Origin of the sequence: Promicromonospora sp. MS192 (genome assembly GCF_049532985.1) — a bacterium.
Taxonomy (GTDB): domain Bacteria; phylum Actinomycetota; class Actinomycetes; order Actinomycetales; family Cellulomonadaceae; genus Promicromonospora.
The window spans coordinates 2,710,934-2,732,330 of the sequence record NZ_CP186693.1 but is presented as its reverse complement, the minus strand read 5'-3'; the positions used below and the strand labels follow the sequence as shown (position 1 = coordinate 2,732,330).

Below are 21,397 nucleotides of genomic sequence, written 5' to 3'. Positions count from 1 at the left end.
TACATGTGTGACCCCAGCAGGACCCCCAGGCACGAGAGGACGACACAGGCATGATCGAGCTGACTGCGGCGCAGGTCGCCGCAGCCACCGGCGGGAGGCTGCACGCCGACCCGGACGTGACGGTCACGGGGGCGGTGATCATCGACTCGCGCGCCGCGGGACCCGGTGCGCTCTTCGTGGCGCTGCCGGGCGAGCGGGTGGACGGGCACGACTTCGCGGCCGCCGCGGTGGCCGCGGGCGCCGTCCTGGTGCTGGCCTCCCGTGCGCTGGACGGCGTGCCGACCGTCGTGGTGGACGACCCCCGGGCCGCCCTCGGCGACCTCGCGCGGCACGTCCTGGCGACCGTCCGGGAGACGGCCGCCGACCTGCGCGTGGTGGCGGTGACCGGTTCGGTCGGCAAGACCACCACCAAGGACCTGCTGGGCCAGCTCCTGACCCCCGAGGCGGGCGACGCACCCGACGCGATCATCGTGCCCTCCGGCTCCTTCAACAACGAGATAGGCCTGCCGCTCACCGTCCTGCGGGTCACCCCCGCCACGCGGTACCTCGTGCTGGAGATGGGCGCCGACGGCGTGGGCAACATCGCCTACCTCACGGGCATCGCGCCGCCCGACGTCGGCATCGTGCTCCGGGTCGGCGTCGCGCACATCGGCCCCTTCGGTGGCGTCGAGGCCATCGCGAAGACCAAGGGCGAGATGGTCGAGGGCGTCGTCGAGGGCGGCACCGTCGTCCTCAACGCCGACGACCAGCGCGTCGCGGCCATGGCCGACCGGGCCGCACCCGGCACCGTGCTGCGGACGTTCGGCACCATCCCGTCCGCCGACGTCCGCGCCGAGGACGTCACCGTCGACGAGGCGGGCCGGGCCCGCTTCACGCTCCGCGTCGCGGGCGGTGGCGACGTCGGCGAGCAGCACGCCCAGGTCGCCCTGAGCCTCGTGGGCCCGCACCACGTGACCAACGCGCTCGCGGCGGCGACGGTCGCCCTGCGCCTCGGCGTGGCGATCGGCGACGTGGCGGAGCGGCTCTCGGCGGCCACGCCCCGCAGCCCGCACCGCATGGCGGTCACCGAGCGGCCCGACGGCGTCACCGTCGTCGACGACGCCTACAACGCCAACCCCGACTCGATGAAGGCCGGCCTGCGCACGCTCGCGGTGCTCGCGGGCCGCACCCGCCGCTCCGTGGCGGTCCTGGGGGAGATGCGTGAGCTCGGTGACGGCGCGCGCGCCGCCCACGACGAGATCGGCCGCCTCGTGGTACGGCTGAACATCAAGCAGCTCGTCGTCGTCGGCCAGGGTGCGTACCACATCCACGAGGGCGCCATGCAGGAGGGGTCCTGGGGGTCGGAGTCGGTCTTCGTGCCCGACCTGGACGCCGCCAAGGCCCTGCTGGACGAGCTGCTGGAGCCCGGCGACGTCGTGCTCGTGAAGTCGTCGCTCGGCTCCGGGCTCTGGGAGCTCGGCGACCACCTGTCGATGGTCAACACCGCTAAGGACAACAACAAGTGATCGCGATCCTGGTCAGCGCCGCGGTGGCGCTGCTCGTGGCCCTGCTGGGCACACCGGTCTTCATCCGGTTCCTGGTCCACAAGAACTACGGCCAGTTCGTGCGCGAGGACGGTCCCACGGGCCACTTCACCAAGCGCGGTACGCCGACCATGGGCGGCGTCGTCATGATCGGGGCCACCCTGATCGGCGTCGCGGCCTCGATGCTCGTGTCGCAGCGCCTGCCGAGCGTCTCGGCGCTGCTGGCGCTGTACCTCATGGCGGGCCTGGGCCTGGTCGGGTTCCTCGACGACTTCACCAAGATCCGCAAGCAGCGCTCGCTCGGCCTGACGGCGCGCGCCAAGCTGATCGGCCAGGGCGTGGTCGGCATCTCGTTCGCGGTGCTCGCGCTGCAGTTCCCCAATGAGAACTCGCGCACCCCGGCGTCCACCAAGATCTCGTTCCTGCGCGACACCGAGTTCGACCTCGCGTTCGCGGGGGCCACCGTGGGACTGATCCTGTTCGTGATCTGGGCCAACCTGCTGGTCTCCGCGTGGTCCAACGCGGTGAACCTCACCGACGGCCTGGACGGGCTGGCCACCGGCGTCTCGATCATCACGTTCGGCGCCTACGTGCTGGTCGGCATCTGGCAGCTCAACCAGTCGTGCCAGTACCTGGCCACGGCCGGGCCGCGCTGCTACGAGGTGCGCGACCCGCAGGACCTCGCCATCGTCGCCGCCGCCGTCACGGGCGCGTGCGTCGGCTTCCTGTGGTGGAACGCCAACCCCGCCAAGATCTTCATGGGTGACACGGGCTCGCTCGCCCTGGGCGGCGCGCTGGCCGGCCTGTCGATCCTGAGCCGCACCGAGTTGCTGGCCGTGCTGCTCGGCGGCATGTTCGTGCTCATCGTCTCGTCCGTGGTGATCCAGGTCAGCTTCTTCAAGATGACCGGCCGGCGCGTGTTCAAGATGGCGCCGCTCCAGCACCACTTCGAGCTGTCGGGCTGGGGAGAGGTCACCATCGTGATCCGGTTCTGGCTCATCGCCGGCCTGCTCGCCGGCCTGGGCATGGGCATCTTCTACGCCGAGTGGGTCGCGTCGTGACCGAGGTGCCCGGCACGGCCCCGCAGGCCCGGTCGGACCAGGACACCTACGGCGTGGTCGAGCCGCGCGTCCCGCTCGCCGAGGCCCGCGTGGTCCTCGCCGGCCTGGGCGTCACCGGCCGCGCGCTGCGCGGGGTGCTGGAGTCCCGGGTCGCCTCCCTGGTCACCGTGGACGACCGCGCGTCCGACGCCGACCACGGGGCGCTCGACGCCGACGCCGCCGCCGCGGTGCTGGCCGCCGCCGACCTGCTGGTCGCCTCCCCGGGCTTCCCGCCCCACCACCCCGTGGTCGCCGCGGCGCTGGCGGCGGGCGTGCCCGTGTGGAGCGAGGTCGAGCTCGCGTGGCGCCTGCGCGTCCACCGTCTGGGCACCGACCAGCCGGCGCCGTGGCTGGGCGTCACGGGATCCAACGGCAAGACGACCACCGTCGAGATGCTCGCCGCGATCCTGCGGGCCGCGGGCCTGCGCACCGCCGCCGTCGGGAACGTGGGCCGGTCCCTCGTCGAGGCCGCCCTGGACCCCGCGCTCGACGTGCTCGCCGTGGAGCTGTCGAGCTTCCAGCTCCACTTCACGCACACGATGTCGCTGCAGGCGGGCGCCGTGCTCAACGTCGCCGCCGACCACCTGGACTGGCACGGCTCGCTCGACGCGTACGCCCGGGACAAGGGGCGGATCTACGAGCGGGCGCAGGTGGCCTGCGTCTACAACGTGGCCGACCCGCGCACCGAGGAGCTGGTGCGCGAGGCCGACGTGGTCGAGGGCGCCCGCGCCGTGGGCTTCGCGGTCGGCAGCCCGAGCCCCGGCGACCTCGGCCTGGTCGACGACGTGCTCGTGGACCGCGCCTTCCACGCCGCCGCCGACGACCCCGACCGGCGCCGGAGCGCCGCCGAGCTCGGCACCCTGGCCGACCTCGCCCAGCTCGGCGACCAGGCCGGCGTCGTGCCCACGCACGTCGTGGCGGACGCGCTGGCCGCGGCCGCACTGGCCCGTGCGCACGGCGTGCCTGCCGCGGCCGTCCGGGACGGCCTGCGGTCCTTCGGCCCGAGCGAGCACCGCATCCAGCGCATCGCCCAGGCCGACGGCGTCACGTACGTCAACGACTCGAAGGCCACCAACGCGCACTCCGCCGCAGCCTCGCTCGCGGGCTTCGCCCACGGCACCGTGGTGTGGATCGCGGGCGGCCTGGCCAAGGGCGCCACGTTCGACGAGCTCGTGTCCTCGCGCGCGGACCGCATGCGGGCCGCCGTCGTGATCGGCGCGGACCCCGGCCCGCTGGCCGACACGCTGGCCCGACACGCGCCGAAGGTCCCGGTCGTCGTGATAGATCCCGGTGACACTGAGACCGTGATGCGCCGGGCGGTGACCGCCGCACGGGACCTGGCAGAGCCGGGCGACACCGTGCTGCTGGCCCCGGCGGGCGCCTCGCAGGACCAGTTCGTCTCGTACGCCCACCGCGGTCAGGAGTTCGCCCGGGTGGTGCGGGAGCTCACAGGAGGGACCACCGATGGCCACGACGGGAACGAGCCGCCGCGCTCCTGAGCGTTCGTGGCTGGGCCAGTGGAACTCCAACGTCTCCAGCTACTACCTGCTGGTGGGCGCCACGGGCCTGCTGACCGTGATCGGCCTGATCATGGTGCTGTCCAGCTCCACCGTGACCTCCATCGCCGAGGGTGACTCGCCCTACGCCGCCTTCCTGGTGCAGGCGCAGTACGCGCTGATGGGCCTGCCCGTGCTGCTGGTGGCCGCCCACCTGCCGGTGCGCTGGTACAAGCGGCTGGCGGCCCCGGCGCTCCTGGTCGCCCTCGGGCTCCTCGTCGCGGTGATCTTCCTGGGCTCCATCCGCAACGGCCAGCAGAACTGGCTGGTGCTCGGACCGCTGTCCTTCCAGCCCTCGGAGCTGGCCAAGCTGGCGCTCGCCGTCTGGCTGGGCACCGTGCTCGGCCGCAAGCAGGCGCTCCTGGGGAGCTGGTCGCACGCGATCATGCCCGCCGTCCCCGGCGCCGTGACGGTGATGGGCCTGGTGCTCGCCGGCGGCGACCTGGGCACGGCCCTCGTGATGGGCCTCCTGGTGGCGGGCGCGTTCCTCGTGGCCGGCGTGCCCTGGTCCCTGCTGGGGCTCGGCAGCGCGATCGCGGCGTTCGTGGTCGGGTACGTGTTCATCCTGCAGCAGGGCTCCGGGGACCGGCTGGAGCGCATCATCGCGACCTACGGCGCCGAGTGCGACGAGGCCTCGGAGTGCTACCAGTCGCTGCACGGCCTGTTCGGGCTGGGCACCGGCGGCCTGTGGGGCGTGGGCCTGGGTGGCAGCCGCGAGAAGTGGAGCTACCTGCCCGAGGCGCACAACGACTTCATCTTCGCCGTGATCGGGGAGGAGCTGGGGCTGTTCGGCACGGTGCTGGTGCTGGCCCTGTTCGCGGTGCTCGGGCTCGCGATGAGCCGGGTGATCCGGCGGCACACCGACCCGTTCGTCAAGGTGGCCACGGCCGCGGTGGCGTGCTGGATCGTGGGTCAGGCGTTCGTGAACATCGGCGTGGTGATCGGCCTGCTGCCGGTGATCGGCGTGCCGCTGCCGCTGGTGTCGGCCGGCGGTTCGGCCCTGATCACCACGATGGCCGCCCTGGGCATGGTGATCTCGTTCGCCCGGACGGAGCCGGGGGCTGCCAAGGCGCTCGCGGCACGCGGTAGCGTCGTCCGCAAGTCACTGGCTGTGCTGGGCGGCGCGGTCCGGAGACGGTAGAAATGTGCACGGTGGCTTGTTCCGTGGCGAGATTCTGCCCGGCGGCCGCCGCCGAACCGCCCGGACGGTACGTCCGGGCGACGACGAGAAGGTGATGATGAGCTCAGCAGTGGTGTCGGTGGTACTCGCTGGCGGCGGTACCGCAGGACACGTGAACCCCCTGCTCGCGGTGGCCGACGAGGTGCGGCGCCGGGAGCCCGGCGCGCGCGTGCTCGCGCTCGGGACCACGACCGGCCTGGAGGCCGACCTCGTGCCCGCGCGTGGTTACGAGCTGCGGCCGATCCCGCGCGTGCCCATGCCCCGCCGCCCCAGCGCGGACCTGCTGCGGCTGCCGGGCCGGCTGGCCTCCGCGGTGCGGGCGGCCGAGGACGCGATCGACGAGATCGGCGCCCAGGCCGTCATCGGGTTCGGCGGGTACGTCGCCACCCCGGCCTATCTCGCCGCGCGGCGCAAGGACGTGCCGATCGTGATCCACGAGCAGAACGCCCGGCCGGGCCTGGCCAACAAGCTCGGTGCGCGGTGGGCGGCCCGCGTCGGCCTCACCTTCCCCGGTACGCCGCTGCGCGGCGGCGTCCTGACGGGCCTGCCGCTGCGTCAGGCCATCGCGGCCCTCGTGCAGGAGCGCGAGGCCGACGCCGCGGGCGTGCGCACCCGGGCGGCCGCCGAGCTGGGCCTCGACCCGGCGCTGCCCACCCTCGTCGTCACCGGGGGCTCGTCGGGCGCGCTGAACGTGAACCGTGCCGTCTCGGGTGCCGCGGCCGAGGTGCTGGCCACCGGCGCGCAGGTGCTGCACCTCACCGGCCGCGGCAAGGCCGACGAGGTGCGCGAGACGCTGGCGGCCGCCGGCATCGGGCCCGAGCGCTACCAGGTCCGCGAGTACCTCGAGCAGATGGAGCTCGCCTACGCCGTGGCCGACCTGGTGGTCTGCCGCTCGGGCGCGGGCTCCGTGGCCGAGCACGCCGCGCTCGGCATCCCCGCCGTCTACGTGCCGCTGCCCATCGGCAACGGCGAGCAGCGGCTCAACGCGCTCCCGCTGGTGGAGGCGGGCGGCGGCGTGCTGGTGGACGACGCGGACCTGACGCCCGCCTGGGTGTCCCGGAACGTTCCCACGCTGCTCGCGGACCGCGAGCGGCTCGGTGTCATGGCCAAGGCCGCCCGGTCGGCCGGCACCACCGACGGCGCCGCTCGTGTCGTCGATCTCGTCGAGCAAGCCGTACGGTCAGCAGGTACCGACACCACGGAGGTCAGGTCATGAGCACCACGGTCACGGATCAGACGACGGATCAGGTCGCCCGGCTCGGACGCGTCCACATGATCGGCATCGGCGGGGCGGGCATGTCCGTCGTGGCCCGCCTGCTCGCCGGACGCGGGGTGCCCGTGCAGGGCTCCGACGCCGCCGAGTCGGACACGCTGGAGGCCCTGCGCGCCGAGGGCGTCCAGGTCTGGGTAGGCCACGACCCGGCGCACCTGGCGGGCGTCGACTCCGTGGTGATCTCCAGCGCCGTGCACGAGGACAACCCGGAGCTCGCCGCGGCCCGCGCCCGGCGGCTGAACGTGCTGCACCGCTCCCAGGCCCTGGCGGCCCTCATGGAGGGGTCGCGCGGCGTGGCCGTGGCCGGCGCGCACGGCAAGACGACGACGTCGGCCATGATCGCCACCATCCTGCGCGAGGTGGGGCTGGACCCCTCGTACGCCATCGGCAGCACCGTGCGTACCGCGGACGGCGCGACGCCGGGCGGTCACCTGGGTTCCTCCGACGTGCTCGTGGCCGAGGCCGACGAGTCGGACGGCTCGTTCCTGAACTACACGCCCACCATCGCGGTGGTGACCAACGTCGAGGCCGACCACCTGGACCACTACGGCACCCCGGAGGCGTTCAACGGCGCGTTCATCCGGTTCGCGCGCCGCCTGGTCCCCGAGGGCTGGCTCATCGCCTGCGCCGACGACGAGGGTTCGCTCTCGGTGGGCGCCACCATCTGCGCCACCGGCGGGCACGTCATCACGTACGGCACGAACGCCACGGCCCGCGTCCGCGTCACGGACATCTCGACCACGTCCGAGGGCACGACGGCGGTGCTGCGCGGCGACGTGCTCGGCACCAACGAGCAGGTGGCCGACGGCGCGGGCGTGTCGGGCGACGTGCCCGGCATCCCCATGCGGCTGTCGGTGCCCGGCAAGCACAACGTGCTCAACGCGACCGCCGCCGTGATCGCCGCGGTGAAGCTGGGCGTGGATCCGGCCCGCGCCGTCGCGGGCGTCGAGGCGTTCGCCGGCACCGGCCGGCGCTTCGAGGAGAAGGGCACGGCCGACGGCGTGCGCGTCATCGACGACTACGCCCACCACCCCACGGAGATCCGGGCGGTCCTGACGGCGGCCCGCGAGATCGCCGACGGCGGTCGCGTGCTGGTCCTGTTCCAGCCGCACCTGTACTCCCGCACCCGGATCTTCGCCGAGAGCTTCGCCCACGAGCTGGCCGCGGCCGACGAGGTGGTGGTCACGGACATCTACGGGGCCCGCGAGGAGCGCGACCCGTCGGTGACGCCGGGCACGATCGTGGACCTCATGACCGAGCACGGCTCCGCCTACGCGGTGCCGGACCGCCTCGACGCCGCGCACGCCGTCGCTGACCTCGCCCGGCCGGGCGACGTGGTGCTCACGGTCGGCGCCGGTGACGTGACCCAGCTCGGCCCCGCCGTCCTGGCCCGGCTGAACGGCCGGGTGGCCACGGGTTCGGCCACGGGGCTGGGCGAGGACTGATGCGACCGCCCGCGCGCCCTCGCGCGTCGGGCACGGCACGGCCGCGCCCGGGAGCCGAGGCCTCAGCAGCACAGGGCCCGGCGGCCCGGGTCGCGGCGGCCCGGGGCCCGGCAGGCGCGGGTCCCGCGGAACGGGGCACGGACGAGGAGCACCCGGCGGAGCGCGGTCCCGAGCCGCGCCGGACCGGCAGGGGGCGGGCGGACGAGCGCCGCCCGTCCCCGGAGCTCCCGGTGCAGGAGGCACCCGGGCGCGCCGCCGGGTCGCGACGTGGTGAGGCCGGCACCCTCCGGTTCCCGGGCCGGCCCGGGAACGACCTGCCCGCGGAGCCGGCGGACGGCGCGGTCCGGCCCGCCGCCTTCCCGGGCGGGCGGGACGACGTGGTCTCCGACCGGCTCGCCGACCGGCTCGCCGAACGCACGGCGATGGCCCGGCACCGGTTCCTGCGCAGGCTCGGGTGGAGCATCGCGTCGGTCGCGGCGCTGGCCGGGCTGGTGTGGGCCGCCTTCTTCTCGCCGCTGCTCGCCCTCGACCCGGAGCAGGTGCGGGTGACGGGCCAGGGCACCACGATCGACGTCGGGCAGGTGCGCGACGCCGTGACCGGGCGGGCGGGCGTACCGCTGCCGCGGATCGACACGGTGGGCCTGCGCGAGGAGATCCTCGCGATGAACGCCGTCAAGAACGTGCAGATCGAGCGGGTCTGGCCGGACGGGCTGGCGGTGACCCTCACGTCCCGCGAGCCGGTGGCGGCCGTGCCCCAGCAGGGTGGCCTCCACGCCCTGATGGACGCCGAGGGCGTGCAGGTGGCGACGGTGAAGGAGGTCCCGGACGGGCTGCCGTCCATCGCCGTCTCCCTGTCGGACGGCGAGGCCGGCCACCGGGCCATGGACGCCGCCCTGGCGGTCCTCGGTGCCCTGCCGCCGAAGCTGGCCGCGGACATCAGCACGGTGAGCGCCGCGACGCAGGACGACGTGCGGACCACGCTGTCCGACGGCCGGGTGATCCGGTGGGGGAGCGGCGACCAGGTCGAGCTCAAGATACGGGTGGCGCAGGCGCTGCTGCGCGCCGAGCCGTCGGCGACCACGATCGACGTGTCGTCCCCGGCGCTGCCGGTCACGAACTGACCGCGGGCGCCCGACTGATCGCGACAGATCCCGACCGATCCCGACAGATCGCGTTCTGATCCCGTCCGATCCCGTCCGATCCAGATCGTCGCAGGTCGGAGCGGTGCCGTCGCGGGCCGCGTCGCCGGCAGCAGAAATGACACGCATGTGATTTGCTGCGTGCATCGGTGCGCGACACGCGCGACGATGTCTTCGACACACCTCGACGGCACACCTACCGTCGAACTCAGCAGCAACCTGACATAACTCTAACCCTCTACCTCAACCTGAGACTTTGGGAGGGACGAGAGTCGGGACTCGGGACCCGAATCGAAAGGCGACGACGTGGCAACTCCGCAGAACTACCTGGCAGTGATCAAGGTGGTCGGCATCGGCGGCGGTGGTGTGAACGCCGTCAACCGCATGATCGAGGTCGGCCTCAAGGGCGTCGAGTTCATCGCGATCAACACCGACGCACAGGCCCTCCTGATGTCCGACGCCGACGTCAAGCTCGACGTCGGCCGGGAGCTCACGCGCGGCCTCGGCGCCGGCGCGGACCCCGAGGTCGGCAAGAAGGCAGCCGAGGACCACGCCGAGGAGATCGAGGACGTCCTGCGCGGCGCCGACATGGTCTTCGTCACCGCGGGCGAGGGCGGTGGCACCGGTACGGGCGGCGCCCCGGTCGTGGCGCGGATCGCGCGCTCGCTCGGCGCGCTGACCGTCGGGGTGGTCACCCGCCCGTTCACGTTCGAGGGCCGGCGCCGCGCGGTGCAGGCCGAGAGCGGCATCGAGAACCTCCGCGACGAGGTCGACACGCTGATCGTGATCCCGAACGACCGGCTCCTGTCGATGTCGGACCGGAACGTGTCCGCGATCGCGGCCTTCCACTCGGCGGACCAGGTGCTGCACTCCGGTGTGCAGGGCATCACCGACCTCATCACCACGCCCGGCCTGATCAACCTGGACTTCGCGGACGTGAAGTCGGTCATGCAGGGCGCGGGCTCCGCGCTCATGGGCATCGGCTCGGCCCGCGGCGAGGACCGCGCGGTGCAGGCCGCCGAGCTGGCGATCTCCTCGCCGCTCCTGGAGGCGTCGATCGACGGCGCCCACGGCGTGCTGCTCTCGATCCAGGGCGGCAGCGACCTCGGCCTGTTCGAGGTGCACGAGGCCGCGCGCCTGGTGCAGGAGGCCGCGCACCCGGAGGCGAACATCATCTTCGGTACGGTCATCGACGACGCCCTGGGCGACGAGGTGCGGGTCACCGTCATCGCCGCGGGCTTCGACGGCGGCCTGCCCAAGGAGCGCAAGGACAGCCGTGCGCTCGGCCAGGTGACGGGTGCGGGCACGCGCAGCCCGGCCACCGCGCCGGTGCCGCTGCCCGACGTGTCGGACGCGGCCCGCCGTGCCCCCGAGCAGCCGGGCGTCAACGGCATGCCGCCGTCGGTCCCGCCCACCCACCAGCCGTCGCCCGTCTCGACGCTGCCGCGCGTGATCGACGACGAGGGGACGGACGACGTGCCGCGCACGCTGGACGAGCCGGCCGTCGTGGTGCAGGGCTCGTTCAACCGTCAGGAGGTCGGGCGCGAGCAGGGCGACCGCGTGGAGGTGCCGCCGCTGTACGACGAGAACCCGCGCCGGACGCCCGAGGACCTGGACGTCCCCGACTTCCTCAAGTGACCGGCCTCAGGTGATCGGCCCGGTACGCTCGCACCCGTGAGCGACACCCGGACCCTCGAAGGCGTGCACCCCGTCGACCTCGGCGACGGGGTGCACGCCTTCTTCACGTCGGGGGCGGGCGGCGTGTCGCCGTCCCCGTGGTCGACGTCGGACGGCGGCGGCCTCAACCTGGGCCTGAACGTGTCCGACGACGCCGCGCGGGTCGCTGCCAACCGGTCGCGGGTCGCCGCGCGGCTCGGCGCGCCGGTGGCGTTCGCGACGCAGGTGCACGGCGACGTGGTGCTCGCGCTCGGTGCCGCCGAGCGCGAGCAGTGGGCGGCGCCCGTCCCGCCGTCGACGGCGGGGGAGGGCGACGCCCTGGTCACCGCCGAACCCGGGCTGGGGCTCGGCGTCCTGGTCGCGGACTGCGTGCCCGTGCTGCTGGCGGACCCGGAGGCGCGGGTGGTCGGGGTGGCGCACGCGGGGCGCCAGGGCGTGCTGGCCGGAGTGGTGCACCGGGCCCTCGACGCGCTCGTCGCGCGCGGCGCCGACCCCGCGCGCGTGCGCGCCGCCGTCGGGCCGGCGGTGTGCGGGCGGTGCTACGAGGTGCCCGAGGCGATGCGCGACGAGGTGGCGGCGGCGGTCCCGGCGACGTTCGCCACGACGAGCGCCGGCACGCCTGGTCTGGACCTGCCCGCCGGGGTGGTCGCGCAGCTCGCGGCGCGGGGCGTCGTGGCCACACAGGTGCCCCGCTGCACGCTGGAGGACCAGGCCCTGTTCTCGCACCGGAGAGCGTCCGCGACCGCTACCACAACAGGCCGCCAGGCTGGCATCATCGCGCTCATTTGACGGCCTTCCCGCCGCTTCCGGCACCCCGCGACACGCCGACGGCACGCTCCTGACCTGCGAAATCACACTGATGTCGTTTTTAGCGCGCAATCGCTGAACAACTTTGGCAAAGTTGTTCGTGGCACGGCGTGTCGCACTTCCGGGTCGGATTGCGCCGGGCTACTTTTGTCAAGGCAACCCCGACGAGGGGTCAAGGCCGGACCTGTTGGACGGGCCAGCTGGACCGACAGAAGGACGCACAGCAGGCGACGAACGGAGAAAGAGCGATGGCCGGAGCGCTTCGCAAGACCATGCTGTATCTGGGCCTCGCCGACGATCAGGGCGAGCCGGAGTACCTCGACGAGTACGACGAGGGCCTGGAGGAGAACGTGGAGGACCACCGGCACGCACAGGTCACACCGCTGCACCGCGACGGTGTGCCGCGTGAGGCCCTGTCCTCCTCCGAGCTGCGCCGCATCACGACGGTGCACCCCCGGTCGTACAACGACGCACGGAGCATCGGCGAGGCCTTCCGCGCCGGGACTCCCGTCATCATGAACCTCTCCGACATGGACGACGCCGACGCGAAGCGCCTGGTCGACTTCTCCGCCGGGCTCATCTTCGGTCTGCACGGCTCGATCGAGCGGGTGACCAACAAGGTCTTCCTGCTCTCGCCCGAGCACGTGGAGATCGCGGCCGAGGAGCAGGTGGCGCCGGACAAGCCGAACGGGCGCGGCGGGTTCTACAACCAGAGCTGATCCCCGTCACCACGAGACCTGGGCGGAGGGCGGTCGCTGCGGCGGACGCCCTCCGCTCACGTCTGTCCGGACCTCGTTCGTGATGGCTCATGTGATCCGGGGTCCGGACACGTTAGGTTGTGCCTTGTGACTCTGATCCTGCAGTTCATCGGTTTCCTGCTGTGGCTGTTCATCCTGTTCCTCATCGGCCGGCTCATCTTCGACTGGGTCCAGTTCTTTGCCCGGGACTGGCGGCCGCGTGGTGTTCTGCTCGTGGTCGCGGAGGCGGTCTACACGGTGACCGACCCGCCGCTGCGGTTCCTGCGGCGGCTGATCCCGCCGCTCCGGCTGGGGCAGGTGCAGCTCGACCTGGCCTTCATCGTCCTGTTCTTCGGCGCGTCGCTGCTCTCGTCGCTGGTCGGGTCATGGGCCAGAATGGTCTGACGCCTGCTACGACACCGCCGGAAAAGTGGTGGAGATGTGCCGGTTCCCGGCGGGCCGGTTCACGCGTGTGCGGGGCAGGCCGCGAGAACATTGACCGATGCATGGATCTGGCCTGGGGTGAGGCGGCACACTCTGTGAGGAAATCGTGCCTGGGGGTGCTCCCGGTGTGCGGCGCCCCTACCGTCCGCTACCGTGGGTTGCGGCGGAGGGCGCGCGGCTGGGCAGCGCCGACGTCCGAGTCCTGCGTTCCTACGTTCTAACTTTCGAGGTGACACGATGGCACTGCTGACTGCAGAGGACATCCTCAACAAGAAGTTCTCGGCGACGAAGTTCCGCGAGGGCTACGACGTCGAGGAGGTCGACGACTTCCTGGACGAGGTCGTGCGGACCCTGACCAACGTCCAGGAGGAGAACGAGGGCCTCCGGCAGAAGGTCGCCGCCGCCGAGCGCCGCATCGCGGAGCTGTCGCGCAACGAGGCCGCCGCGCCGGCCCGTGCGCAGGCTGCGCCCGTTGCCGCTCCCGTGATGCAGCCCGGCCCCGCCGGTGGCAAGCCGGGTGGCCCCGAGCCGGAGTCCGCCACGGGCATGCTCCAGCTCGCGCAGAAGCTGCACGACGACTACGTGCGCTCCGGCCAGGAGGAGGGCGACCGGCTCATCTCCGAGGCGAAGACCGAGGGCGCCCGCATCGTGCGCGACGCCGAGGAGACCTCGCACCGCACGCTCTCCCAGCTCGAGCAGGAGCGCTCGCTGCTGGAGCGCAAGATCGACGAGCTGCGTCTGTTCGAGCGGGACTACCGCACGCGTCTGAAGAGCTTCCTGCAGAACCTGCTCGGCGATCTCGACGCCCGTGGTTCGGCCCTGCCGCCGCGCAACAACCAGCAGTCGGGCCGCCCGGCCGAGATGGCTCAGGGCATCTGACGGCGCGCGCGGCGGCCGGCGTCCCCACCTCGCCGTCCGGTCGCCGCGCGCGACACGCCGGACACACCCATGATGGGGGCACGCCACATCGGCGTGCCCCGTTGTGCGTCCGGCCGCTTGTGCTTACGCTTCGTGGACTTGACCACCGGGGGCGACCGCGAAGGGGAACCCATGACCAAGATCTCGACTGCGACGCGAGCGGCGATCAAGCAGGAGTTCCCGAACCTGGCGCGCGACGTGAAGAAGTTTCCCGTCCGCGACGGTGAAGAACCCTGGACCTTGCGCGAGGCCGAGGAGCTGGCCGCACTGCTCCTGGAGGACAAGGAGCGGCTCGAGCGCGAGCTGCACGTGGCCGACCGCGAGCTGTCGGACCTCCTGCGCAACTCCGGCGACGGCGCCGGTGACGACCAGGCCGACTACGGCTCCAGCGCGCTGGAGCGCGAGCAGGAGCTCACGCTGGTGAACAACATGCGTGACCTGCTGGCGCAGACGAACCACGCCCTGGACCGCATCCGCAAGGGCACCTACGCGACGTGCGAGCTCACCGACCTGCCGATCGGCAAGGCGCGGCTCCAGGCGTTCCCCCGGGCCACGCTGTCGGTCGAGGCGAAGGCTCGCGAGGAGCGCCGGGGCGCCTGACGGACCTCGCGGGCACCGAATTCCGAACTCGATATCAACGCTGTGATGTCTGGGTTACGGGTATTCCTGGTGCATTGCCGTGGGAATCGGTCCTGGAATGTCGCTTTTCGGGTTGTGTGCCCGCCGTCACGTTCCGATTGACAGGGTGAATTTCTCACCGGATGCTCGTCGAGGTGAATCACACGCGTGTGTTTCATCGCTTTTCCGACGGAGCTATTCGAGGGGGAAACACAATGATCCGAGGAATCCGTGCAACCTGCCGTGCAGGGGCAGCCGTGGTCATGTCGGCCGGTCTGGTCGTCGCCGCGGCAACGGGTGCGAGCGCGATGGTGCAGGGCGACGCGCCCGAGCTGATCAGCGCACCCGCCACCGGCAGCGCGACGGACGCGGCCGCCCAGGCGGCGGACGTGCTCGGCACCACGAACCCGCTGGGCGTGGTCGGCGTCGACGGCGCCCTCGACGTGCTCGAGGGCTACGGCACCACCGAGGCCCCGGTGGGCGTCGACGGTGCGATGGTCCCCGAGGAGGTCGCCACGGTGGGCGACGTCGTCGAGATCGAGAGCGACGGCAGCTTCAACGCGCTGAACGACGTGTGCGTCGCTCCCTGGTACTGGGAGGGTCCGGGCAACGTCGGCAGCACCGCCAACGTGACCGACTACCAGGCCTGCAACGACGGTGAGACGGAGCTCGGTGGCGACGGTTCGGTCAACGTGCTGAACAACTGGTGCGTCGCGCCGTGGCACTGGGACGGCCCGCTGAACCTGTTCAACACGGGTAACCTCACCAGCTACGCGGCCTGCAACTGATTGACAGGCCCATTCGCTCCCGTCGTGCGGTGACGCGACGGTAGTACTGCACCACGCGAGGCCCTTTCCCGGATATCCGGGGAAGGGCCTCGTTGCTTTCCCGGCTGCCATTCCCGGTGCGTCAATTCCGTCATGGACGGCATATCGGTTGTCTGCCACTCGTGGCGGTGCCAGCCGTCCGCCGGCCCGTGCCGGACTCCTCTCGTGCCGTGTCCGGCGACGGACGTGCGGCGTGGGAGACTTTGGGGGATGTCTACTCCCGCTGAACACTCCGCCGTCGCCGGCGACGCGACCCGGCCCACGGCACCCTCGTCGTCGGGCAGCCGCGCGCTCGTGGTCTGGACCGTCGTGCTGGCGGCCTTCGTCCTGGCCGCGGACCAGCTCACCAAGTGGTGGGCCGAGTCGGCCCTGGTCCCCAACGCGCCCACCATCCCGGTGGTGGGCGACCTGCTCGGCATCCGGCTGATCTACAACCCCGGCGCCGCGCTGTCGATCGCCTCCGGCTACACCTGGATCCTGACCATCGTCGTGACGGTCGTCGTGGTGTTCATCGTGCGGGCGATCGGGCGCCTCGGGTCGCGCGGCTGGGCCGCGGCACTCGGGCTGCTGCTCGGCGGGGCCGTCGGCAACCTGGTGGACCGCCTGGCCCGGGAGCCCGGGTTCGCGCGCGGTCACGTGGTGGACTTCATCGACTACGCGGGCTTCTTCGTGGGGAACGTGGCCGACATCGCCGTCGTCACGGCCGCGGTGCTGATCGCGCTGCTCTCGCTGCGCGGGATCGGCCTGGACGGCCGGCGGCACACGGACGAGCGTCCGGACGGCGCGGCGGCGGCGGACGGTGCTGCGCCGGACGCTGCGGTGTCCGGTGGTGTGGTGTCTGGCGCTGCGGTGTCCGGCGGTGCGGCGCCGGGCGGTGGCGCGGTGCCGGACGCGGGCGAACCGGAGAGCCGGCCCCTGACGGGCGGCACGCCGGCGTCGCAGGACACCCAGGGCGACCCCGCCTGATGGCGGTGCGGACCCTGCCCGTCCCGGACGGGCTCGCCGGCGACCGCGTCGACGCGGCGCTGGCCCGGATGCTCGGCTTCTCCCGGACGCGGGCGGCGGAGCTCGCCGAGTCCGGAGCGGTGCGTCTCGACGGGCGTCAGGTCGGCAAGTCCGACCGGGTGGTACCCGGCGGCTGGCTCGAGGTGGACGTGCCGGAGGAACGGCCGGCCGTCGAGGTGGTGGCCGAGCCCGTGCCCGGCATGGGCATCGTGTACGACGACGACGACCTGGTCGTGATCGACAAGCCGGTCGGCGTGGCGGCGCACCCGTCGCCGGGCTGGACGGGTCCCACCGTGGTGGGGGCGCTGATCGCCGCGGGCTACCGCGTCTCCACGTCGGGCGCGGCGGAGCGGCAGGGGATCGTGCACCGGCTGGACGTCGGCACGTCCGGACTCATGGTCGTGGCGAAGTCGGAGACCGCCTACACGGGGCTCAAGCGGGCCTTCAAGGAGCGCACGGTCGACAAGGTCTACCACGCGCTGGCCCAGGGCCATCCTGACCCGACGACGGGCACCATCGACGCGCCGATCGGGCGGCACCCCAGCTCGGACTGGAAGTTCGCGGTGACCGCGGACGGCAAGCCGTCGGTGACGCACTACGAGACCCTGGAGATGCTGCCGGCCGCGTCGCTGCTGGAGGTGCACCTGGAGACGGGACGCACCCACCAGATCCGCGTGCATTTCGCCGCGCTGCGGCACCCGCTCGTGGGCGATCTGACGTACGGCGCCGACCCTGTGCTGGCCTCCAAGGTGGGGCTGACGCGGCAGTGGCTGCACGCGCACCGGCTGGGTTTCGAGCACCCGGTGACCGGGCGCCGGGTCGAGGTGGAGTCGGCCTATCCGGCCGATCTGGAGGCGGCGCTCGAGGTCGTGCGGGGCGCGTACCGGTAGGTCCCCGACGGTGTGTGCGATCCGTCTCAGGGCGAATCGCGGAACGCCGTGCGAGGAGACCCGGGCGTGTGGGTGAGCCGTCCTAAGATCATGGACATGCCCACCGCCACCGCTTCCACGAGCGACGACTTCGTCCATCTCCACGTCCACACCGAGTTCTCGATGCTGGACGGCGCGGCCCGGATCGGCGATCTCATGGAGGAGGTCGCGCGGCAGGGTCAGCACGCCATCGCGACCACCGACCACGGGTACCTGTTCGGGGCGCACGAGTTCTGGGCGCAGGCGCAGAAGGCGGGCATCAAGCCGATCATCGGCGTCGAGGCATATGTCACGCCGGGTACCAGCCGGTTCGACCAGACGCGCGTGCGCTACGGCGAGGCGGGGCAGGAGTCGGACGACGTGTCGGCGCGCGGTGCGTACACGCACATGACGCTGCTGAGCAAGAACAACACGGGCATGCACAACCTGTTCCGGGCGTCGTCGCTGGCCTCGCTCGAGGGCCAGATGGGCAAGTGGCCCCGGATGGACCGTGAGCTGCTGGAGCGGTACTCCGAGGGGCTCATCGCGACCACCGGGTGCCCGTCGGGCGAGATCCAGACGCGCCTGCGGCTGGGGCAGTGGGACGAGGCGGTCCGGCAGGCGGGTGAGCTGCAGGACATCTTCGGCAAGGAGAACTACTTCGTCGAGCTGATGGACCACGGGCTCGACATCGAGACCCGGGTCACCAAGGAGCTCCTGGAGCTGGCCAAGACCATCGGCGCCCGGCTGGTGGCCACCAACGACCTGCACTACGTGCGCGAGGAGGACGCGACCAGCCAGGAGGCGCTGCTCGCGATCAACTCCGGCTCCACGCTGGACGACCCGAACCGCTTCAAGTTCGACGGCACGGGCTACTACGTGAAGTCGGCCGCCGAGATGCGCAGGATCTTCAAGGAGCTCCCCGAGGCGTGCGACAGCACGCTGCTCATCGCCGAGCAGTGCGAGGTCTCCTTCGACACGTCGGCCAACTACATGCCGCGCTTCCCGGTGCCGGACGGCGAGGACGAGATCTCGTGGTTCGTCAAGGAGGTCGAGGCGGGCCTGCAGCGCCGGTACCCGAACGGCTACTCGGACGCGGTGCGCAAGCAGGCCGACAAAGAAGTCGAGATCATCATCCAGATGGGCTTCCCGGGGTACTTCCTCGTGGTCGCCGACTTCATCAACTGGTCCAAGGCCCAGGGCATCCGGGTCGGACCGGGCCGAGGCTCCGCGGCCGGGTCGATGGTCTCCTATCTCATGGGCATCACCGAGCTCGACCCGCTGGAGCACGGGCTCATCTTCGAGCGGTTCCTCAACCCGGAGCGCGTCTCCATGCCGGACGTCGACGTCGACTTCGACGAACGTCGTCGCGGCGAGGCCATCAGGTACGTCACCGAGAAGTACGGCGACGACCGCGTGGCGCAGATCGTCACCTACGGCACCATCAAGGCCAAGCAGGCCATCAAGGACTCCTCGCGGCTGCTGGGCTTCCCCTTCGCCATGGGGGAGAAGCTCACCAAGGCGATGCCGCCCGCGGTGATGGGCAAGGACATCCCGCTGACGGGCATCTTCGACCCGAAGCACCCCCGGTACCCGGAGGCCGCTGAGTTCCGTCAGGTGCACGACACCGACCCCGAGGCGCAGCGCGTGGTCGAGCTGGCACTCGGTATCGAAGGGCTGAAGCGACAGTGGGGCGTGCACGCCGCCGGCGTGATCATGTCCAGCGAGCCGCTGATCGACATCATCCCGATCATGAAGCGCCCGCAGGACGGCGCAGTGATCACGCAGTTCGACTACCCGACGTCCGAGGGCCTCGGCCTGATCAAGATGGACTTCCTGGGTCTGCGCAACCTCACGATCCTCGACGACGCGCTCGAGAACATCGTGATGAACGGCAAGGACCCGGTCGACATCGAGAACGTGGCGCTCGACGACAAGGCCACCTACGACCTGCTCGCGAGCGGCAACACGCTCGGCGTGTTCCAGCTCGACGGCGGTGCGATGCGAGCCCTGCTGCGGCAGATGCGGCCCGACAACTTCGAGGACGTCTCCGCCGTCATCGCCCTGTACCGGCCCGGCCCGATGGGCATGAACTCGCACATCAACTACGCGATGCGCAAGAACGGCCAGCAGCAGATCGACGCGATCCACCCGGAGGTGGTCGAGCCCTTCGCGGAGATCCTGGACGAGACCTACGGCCTGATCGTCTACCAGGAGCAGGTGCAGCGCGCCGCGCAGATCATGGCCGGCTACTCGCTCGGCCAGGCCGACCTGCTGCGCCGCGCCATGGGCAAGAAGAAGCCCGAGGTGCTGGCCAAGGAGTTCGTCAACTTCGAGAAGGGCGCCCGCGAGAAGGGGTACAGCGACGCCGCGATCAAGGCGGTGTGGGACACCCTGGTCCCGTTCGCCGGCTACGCCTTCAACAAGGCCCACTCCGCGGGCTACGGCCTCGTCGCGTACTGGACCGCCTACCTCAAGGCCAACTACCCGGCCGAGTACATGGCGGGCCTGCTGCAGTCGGTGGGCGACAACAAGGACAAGATGGCGCTCTACCTCAACGAGTGCCGCCGCATGGGCATCACGGTGCTGCCGCCGGACGTCAACGACTCCTCGGCCAAGTTCACCGCTGTGGGGAACGACATCCGCTTCGGGCTCACTGGCGTGCGGAACGTGGGGCGCAACGTCGTGGACGCCATCGTGGAGGCCCGTGAGGCGAAGGGCTCCTTCACCTCGTTCCAGGACTTCCTGGACAAGGTGCCCGCGCCGGTCTGCAACAAGCGCACCATCGAGTCGCTCATCAAGTCCGGCGCCTTCGACTCGCTCGGTCACACCCGGCGGTCGCTGCTGGTGGTGCACGAGCAGGCCGTCGACTCCGTGATCAGCGTGAAGCGCAAGGAGGCCGAGGGACAGTTCGACCTGTTCGCCGACTTTGGCGGCGGGGACGACGAGGCGGGCATGGGCTTCTCCGTCGAGGTGCCGGACCTGCCGGACTGGGAGAAGAAGCAGAAGCTCCAGTTCGAGCGCGAGATGCTCGGCCTGTACGTGAGCGACCACCCGCTGTCCGGCCTGGAGCACGTTCTGCAGCGCGCCGCGGACACGTCGATCGCCTCGCTGCTGGCCGACGAGCACCGGCCGGACAACTCCGTGGTGACCGTGGCGGGCCTGCTCACGTCGGTGCAGCGCAAGATGAGCAAGAACGGCAACCCGTGGGCCGCCGTGACCGTCGAGGACCTGGAGGGTGCCGTCGAGGTCATGTTCTTCGGCGAGACCTACCTCGCGTACTCCACGATGCTCGCCGAGGACCAGGTGGTCGTGCTGCGCGGCAAGGTGCGCCGCCGCGACGAGTCGATGTCGTTGCAGGCCATGGAGGTGGCGCTGCCCGACATCACCGTCGGGTCGGACTCGCCGCTGGCCGTCACGGTGCCGCACAGCCGAGCGGTGGAGCCGGTGATGGTGCGCCTGCGCGAGGTGCTCGCCACGCACCCCGGGTCCGCGGAGGTGCACGTGGCCGTGGCCGAGCCCGGCAAGAAGACGATCGTGCGCGCCGCCGACACACTGCGGGTCGAGAAGTCGCCGGCGTTGTTCGGCGACCTCAAGGCCCTGCTCGGCCAGGGCTGCCTGTCGTGACGGACGCTCCGCCCGGACGGGCCGCCGCCGGGGCCGAACCTGCGGTTGCCGCCGGACCGCCGGATCCTGTCGGGCCGGCCGAAGGGCTGCCCGCCGCGACCGACCGCTATCGTGCGGGCGACCACGAGCGATTCTCGCTGGTGCCGGCGGCCTACCTCTTCCTGCGGCGCGAGGGGCAGGTGCTGCTCCAGCTCCGCCAGGGCACCGGGTATCGCGACGGGTACTGGGCGTGTGCCGCGGCCGGCCACGTCGAGGAGGGCGAGTCTGCGGTCGACGCCGCCGTCCGCGAGGCGTCGGAGGAGCTCGGCGTGATCGTCGCGCCTGAGGACGTCCGGCCGCTGACGGTGCTGCACCGCGGCGAGCCGGGCGGCCCCGCCATCGAGCAGCGCGTCGACTTCATGTTCGAGGCCACACGCTGGACGGGGACGCCCACGATCCAGGAGCCGGAGAAGGCCGCCGACCTGGCGTGGTTCCCGTTCGTCGCGCTGCCCGAGCCGCTGGTGCCCCACGAGGCGGCGGTGCTGCGCGCGATGCACGACGCGGGGCGTCACGGTACCCAGGTGCCGAGATTGCTGACGTTCGGCTTCTGATGGGACGTGTCAGGCCCTCAGGT

The 21,397-nt window shown here is 71.8% G+C and carries 18 protein-coding genes; all 18 read left to right on the top strand.

Going from position 1 to position 21,397, the window contains the following annotated elements; all coding sequences use genetic code 11:
• The first annotated feature begins 50 nt into the window (after nt 1-50).
• The 18 genes from ACO229_RS12320 (at nt 51) to ACO229_RS12235 (ending at nt 21,374) form a co-directional block, all read left to right on the top strand.
• Nucleotides 51-1,505 carry a UDP-N-acetylmuramoyl-tripeptide--D-alanyl-D-alanine ligase gene (locus tag ACO229_RS12320; protein WP_397432426.1) on the top strand — a complete coding sequence of 485 codons (1,455 nt, stop codon included), beginning with the start codon at nt 51-53 and terminating at the stop codon, nt 1,503-1,505.
• A complete protein-coding gene (mraY, locus tag ACO229_RS12315) occupies nt 1,502-2,584 on the top strand; it encodes a phospho-N-acetylmuramoyl-pentapeptide-transferase (protein WP_397412796.1) in 1,083 nt (360 codons plus the stop codon). Before ACO229_RS12320 ends, mraY begins: the two co-directional genes overlap by 4 nt.
• A 5-nt stretch (nt 2,585-2,589) precedes the next feature.
• Nucleotides 2,590-4,122 (top strand): UDP-N-acetylmuramoyl-L-alanine--D-glutamate ligase, encoded by a 1,533-nt coding sequence (gene murD, locus ACO229_RS12310; RefSeq protein WP_423465298.1) that lies wholly within the window; start codon nt 2,590-2,592, stop codon nt 4,120-4,122.
• The gene (locus tag ACO229_RS12305) at nt 4,088-5,320 is read left to right on the top strand and encodes an FtsW/RodA/SpoVE family cell cycle protein (RefSeq protein WP_397412794.1); all 1,233 of its coding nucleotides are present in this window, start codon (nt 4,088-4,090) and stop codon (nt 5,318-5,320) included. Before murD ends, ACO229_RS12305 begins: the two co-directional genes overlap by 35 nt.
• 94 nt (nt 5,321-5,414) lie before the next feature.
• Nucleotides 5,415-6,575: an undecaprenyldiphospho-muramoylpentapeptide beta-N-acetylglucosaminyltransferase gene (murG, locus tag ACO229_RS12300; protein WP_397432427.1), complete on the top strand. Its 1,161-nt coding sequence runs from the start codon at nt 5,415-5,417 to the stop codon at nt 6,573-6,575.
• Complete coding sequence (gene murC / locus ACO229_RS12295; RefSeq protein ID WP_397412790.1) at nt 6,572-8,077, top strand: UDP-N-acetylmuramate--L-alanine ligase; 1,506 nt, start codon at nt 6,572-6,574, stop codon at nt 8,075-8,077. The genes murG and murC overlap by 4 nt, the downstream gene beginning before the upstream one ends.
• A complete protein-coding gene (locus ACO229_RS12290) occupies nt 8,077-9,198 on the top strand; it encodes a cell division protein FtsQ/DivIB (RefSeq protein ID WP_423465103.1) in 1,122 nt (373 codons plus the stop codon). The genes murC and ACO229_RS12290 overlap by 1 nt, the downstream gene beginning before the upstream one ends.
• Before the next feature lie 324 nt (nt 9,199-9,522).
• Nucleotides 9,523-10,854: a cell division protein FtsZ gene (ftsZ, locus tag ACO229_RS12285; RefSeq protein ID WP_397412786.1), complete on the top strand. Its 1,332-nt coding sequence runs from the start codon at nt 9,523-9,525 to the stop codon at nt 10,852-10,854.
• A 36-nt stretch (nt 10,855-10,890) separates the two neighbouring features.
• Nucleotides 10,891-11,682 (top strand): peptidoglycan editing factor PgeF, encoded by a 792-nt coding sequence (gene pgeF / locus ACO229_RS12280; RefSeq protein ID WP_423465102.1) that lies wholly within the window; start codon nt 10,891-10,893, stop codon nt 11,680-11,682.
• 266 nt (nt 11,683-11,948) lie between these two features.
• On the top strand, nt 11,949-12,419 hold the full coding sequence (locus tag ACO229_RS12275; RefSeq protein ID WP_397412782.1) for a cell division protein SepF: 471 nt from the start codon (nt 11,949-11,951) through the stop codon (nt 12,417-12,419).
• A gap of 126 nt (nt 12,420-12,545) precedes the next feature.
• Nucleotides 12,546-12,842 carry a YggT family protein gene (locus tag ACO229_RS12270; protein ID WP_397412780.1) on the top strand — a complete coding sequence of 99 codons (297 nt, stop codon included), beginning with the start codon at nt 12,546-12,548 and terminating at the stop codon, nt 12,840-12,842.
• A 276-nt stretch (nt 12,843-13,118) separates the two neighbouring features.
• Nucleotides 13,119-13,760 (top strand): DivIVA domain-containing protein, encoded by a 642-nt coding sequence (locus ACO229_RS12265; RefSeq protein WP_397432432.1) that lies wholly within the window; start codon nt 13,119-13,121, stop codon nt 13,758-13,760.
• Nucleotides 13,761-13,931: 171 nt separating this feature from the next.
• A complete protein-coding gene (locus tag ACO229_RS12260; protein WP_397432433.1) occupies nt 13,932-14,399 on the top strand; it encodes a TraR/DksA family transcriptional regulator in 468 nt (155 codons plus the stop codon).
• A 281-nt stretch (nt 14,400-14,680) separates the two neighbouring features.
• Nucleotides 14,681-15,205, top strand: a complete 525-nt coding sequence (locus tag ACO229_RS12255; protein WP_423465101.1) for a hypothetical protein — start codon at nt 14,681-14,683, stop codon at nt 15,203-15,205.
• A 249-nt stretch (nt 15,206-15,454) separates the two neighbouring features.
• Nucleotides 15,455-16,210: a signal peptidase II gene (locus ACO229_RS12250; protein ID WP_423465100.1), complete on the top strand. Its 756-nt coding sequence runs from the start codon at nt 15,455-15,457 to the stop codon at nt 16,208-16,210.
• Complete coding sequence (locus ACO229_RS12245) at nt 16,210-17,139, top strand: RluA family pseudouridine synthase (protein WP_423465099.1); 930 nt, start codon at nt 16,210-16,212, stop codon at nt 17,137-17,139. The genes ACO229_RS12250 and ACO229_RS12245 overlap by 1 nt, the downstream gene beginning before the upstream one ends.
• A 90-nt stretch (nt 17,140-17,229) precedes the next feature.
• Nucleotides 17,230-20,784, top strand: coding sequence for a DNA polymerase III subunit alpha (gene dnaE / locus ACO229_RS12240; RefSeq protein WP_423465297.1), 3,555 nt, complete (start codon nt 17,230-17,232; stop codon nt 20,782-20,784).
• Nucleotides 20,781-21,374 carry an NUDIX hydrolase gene (locus tag ACO229_RS12235; RefSeq protein ID WP_423465098.1) on the top strand — a complete coding sequence of 198 codons (594 nt, stop codon included), beginning with the start codon at nt 20,781-20,783 and terminating at the stop codon, nt 21,372-21,374. Before dnaE ends, ACO229_RS12235 begins: the two co-directional genes overlap by 4 nt.
• Nucleotides 21,375-21,397 lie beyond the last annotated feature (23 nt).

Excerpts from the sequence above, each read along its gene's own strand:
- ACO229_RS12320 (WP_397432426.1), top strand. The coding sequence starts at position 51 with ATGATCGAGCTGACTGCGGCGCAGGTCGCCGCAGCCACCGGCGGGAGG.
- ACO229_RS12305 (WP_397412794.1), top strand. The coding sequence starts at position 4,088 with ATGGCCACGACGGGAACGAGCCGCCGCGCTCCTGAGCGTTCGTGGCTG.
- murG (WP_397432427.1), top strand. The coding sequence starts at position 5,415 with ATGATGAGCTCAGCAGTGGTGTCGGTGGTACTCGCTGGCGGCGGTACC.
- murC (WP_397412790.1), top strand. The coding sequence starts at position 6,572 with ATGAGCACCACGGTCACGGATCAGACGACGGATCAGGTCGCCCGGCTC.
- ACO229_RS12290 (WP_423465103.1), top strand. The coding sequence starts at position 8,077 with ATGCGACCGCCCGCGCGCCCTCGCGCGTCGGGCACGGCACGGCCGCGC.
- ACO229_RS12275 (WP_397412782.1), top strand. The coding sequence starts at position 11,949 with ATGGCCGGAGCGCTTCGCAAGACCATGCTGTATCTGGGCCTCGCCGAC.
- ACO229_RS12265 (WP_397432432.1), top strand. The coding sequence starts at position 13,119 with ATGGCACTGCTGACTGCAGAGGACATCCTCAACAAGAAGTTCTCGGCG.
- ACO229_RS12260 (WP_397432433.1), top strand. The coding sequence starts at position 13,932 with ATGACCAAGATCTCGACTGCGACGCGAGCGGCGATCAAGCAGGAGTTC.
- ACO229_RS12255 (WP_423465101.1), top strand. The coding sequence starts at position 14,681 with ATGTCGGCCGGTCTGGTCGTCGCCGCGGCAACGGGTGCGAGCGCGATG.
- ACO229_RS12250 (WP_423465100.1), top strand. The coding sequence starts at position 15,455 with ATGTCTACTCCCGCTGAACACTCCGCCGTCGCCGGCGACGCGACCCGG.
- ACO229_RS12245 (WP_423465099.1), top strand. The coding sequence starts at position 16,210 with ATGGCGGTGCGGACCCTGCCCGTCCCGGACGGGCTCGCCGGCGACCGC.
- dnaE (WP_423465297.1), top strand. The coding sequence starts at position 17,230 with ATGGACATGCCCACCGCCACCGCTTCCACGAGCGACGACTTCGTCCAT.